Source organism: Ilyobacter sp., assembly GCF_041583315.1.
Classification (GTDB): domain Bacteria; phylum Fusobacteriota; class Fusobacteriia; order Fusobacteriales; family Fusobacteriaceae; genus Ilyobacter.
This window is the reverse complement of the sequence record NZ_JBFHGC010000443.1, coordinates 1-2,455: the sequence shown is the minus strand read 5'-3', so window position 1 is coordinate 2,455 and position 2,455 is coordinate 1. Positions and strand designations below refer to the sequence as shown.

The 2,455-nt window shown below is 36.6% G+C and carries 2 protein-coding genes; one reads left to right on the top strand and one right to left on the bottom strand.

Features of this window, described 5'->3' with window-relative positions; all coding sequences use genetic code 11:
* The coding region (locus ABZA26_RS12670) for an efflux RND transporter permease subunit (RefSeq protein ID WP_372714877.1) at positions 1–699 on the top strand (699 nt) is incomplete at its 5' end.
* A gap of 46 nt (positions 700–745) precedes the next feature.
* On the opposite strand, the gene ABZA26_RS12665 is transcribed toward ABZA26_RS12670, so the two are convergent.
* Positions 746–2,368: a diguanylate cyclase gene (locus ABZA26_RS12665; protein WP_372714876.1), complete on the bottom strand. Its 1,623-nt coding sequence runs from the start codon at positions 2,366–2,368 to the stop codon at positions 746–748.
* Positions 2,369–2,455 lie beyond the last annotated feature (87 nt).

Below are 2,455 nucleotides of genomic sequence, written 5' to 3'. Positions count from 1 at the left end.
GAGGGTGCTTCCCAGGTAGAAAGAAAAAACAAGATCAGAAAGGTCACTATATCTGCCAACTTAGAAGACGACTATACGTTGAAAGAGGCACAGATTTATATGGCTGAGGAGTTTAAAAAACTCAATCCTCCACAGACTGTTTCCTTTGGATTCGGAGGGGAGGGACAGCAGCTAAACGAGGCCATGACAGATCTCAATATAGCCCTTGTACTTTCTATCTTTGTAGTTTACTTTATCCTTGTATCACAATTTGAGTCTTTTATACTGCCCTTTATCATAGTAGGAGCAATACCTCTCTCTGTAATCGGGGTATTCTTCGGTCTTTTTTTCACAGGAAGAAAGCTGGATATAATGGTAATGGTGGGAATAATAATGCTGGTGGGAATAGTGGTAAATAATGCCATTGTGCTTATAGACTATATCAATCTCCTGAGAATGAGGGGAGCCGGTATGATGGATTCTCTTATAGAAGCAGGAGAGACGAGGCTGAGACCCATTGTCATGACCACACTTACTACGGTTTTCGGTATGATACCTCTAGCCATAAGCAGAGGTGAAGGTGCCGAAATGTACAACGGAATGGCCATTGCAGTTATTTTCGGCCTGTCTCTGTCTACACTTCTCACTCTTATAATCATACCTATTCTTTATTCTCTCATTGAAGATGCAAGAATAAAATTAAAAAGAGACAGAAAGTAATTTTCTGCCTCTTTTTTCATATAAAATTTAAAATATAAACTGAATCTTATTTCTTCCATTTTATATCTTTGGACATAATATCCTGGTATCCCACCACACGGTTTCTTCCGGTTTCTTTTCCACTATACATAGCCTCATCCGCCTCTTCCACTGATTTCTCCAAGGTTTTTCTGACATTGAGAGTCGCTACCCCTAATGTTACTGTTATTTTGAGTGACTGCTTATGATAATAAAAAACTTCCCGTTCCACCATTTTTCTTATCTTCTCTGCAGCAAGAAGAGCACCCTTGTAGTCTGTCTCTGGAAGAAGTACCAGGAATTCCTCTCCTCCCCATCTGCCTACGATATCACTGAGACGTACATTCTTTACCACAGTTCTTACAAAGGACTTCAGAACAAAGTCCCCGCATGCATGTCCATAGGTGTCGTTAAATTTTTTAAAATGGTCTATATCCATCATAATTACACATGCATCAAGATCATATCTTCTCATTCTGTCCAGTTCTGAGCTGGCTATTTTAGTAAACCCTTTTCTGTTATAAGCTCCGGTCAGAAAATCTTTTTCCACTTCTCTGTCACTTTTTCTCAGCATTACCTGAAGTTTTTCGATTGTCTGCTGACTGTCTTCCACCACAGCTTTACGTCTGGAAGCCCCGTATAAAAAAACAAGGGATATGAGCCAGATAGATATAAAGACAACGTTACCTCTCAGGAGTTCAGCATTTAGTTTCACCATATCAGTGACATAGTATACTCTCCACGGAGCTGAGTTACACTGCTCATAGTATACATAATACTTTCCTATTTTTTCTATATCACAAGGTTTCATATCTGAAAATTTGTATCTCTTATCATAGAGTTTCTTTGGAAGTCTGTCGTAGAATGATGTCACTTCTTCATTTCCATGGCTCATTTGGGAGATAACATTTCCTTTTTGATCCACTATAAAAAAGTCTGTTATAAGATTATTATCTATTTTTTTTATAAAAAAATTACTTTTAAGGCTCAGTGTTATCATGCCCTTTAGTGTATTGCTGTCATATATAGGAGCTCCCGCAGTTATGAGCAGCTCGTCCCCCAGAGGATCTTTGTATACGTCGCTCCACGATACTCCCTCTTCTTTTTTATTCCCTTTACCAAAGAGTTCTTTTTTTACAAAGTCCAGTCTGTATATATTTCTCAGAAAAGGATAGCTGTCTTTTGATATTTCAGGATATATGTTTACAAAACCTTCCTTGGATGCATAATACATATAGGCAATATCCGGCATAACTTTTGATATGTTTTTGTAGCTTTCAGAAAGAATTTCAGACATATCCAGTTCTTTTTTTACAGCCCAGTTTGAACTTATTTTATTCACCCCGGCTATAAGTCTGTGAGAGTCATCTGTGGACACATATATATCGTCTTTTGATCTGTATCTAAAGTCAAAATTATGATTTCCTATATTAGAATTTTTCTTATAGTACATATTTCCAGAAGTTTCAAGAATGTTAAGCAGTTCATTTACAGCAGAAACATCCTTCTCCATAGCGTAGTAATTTTCATCTGATTGTTTCTTAAATCTGTCTATGGTTTTTTTCATTTCAAATCTGTAGTTGACTGCAAAAATTATAAGTAAACAAATTACTGCTGTACTTCTTAAAAATTTCCCCCAAAATTTTCCCACTCTACGCCCCTCCGATCTAGTAAATAATTAAGTTTTTATTCTGATACTTAATTTTTTTCCAGTAATTTTTTTATGCTGTCTCTTATT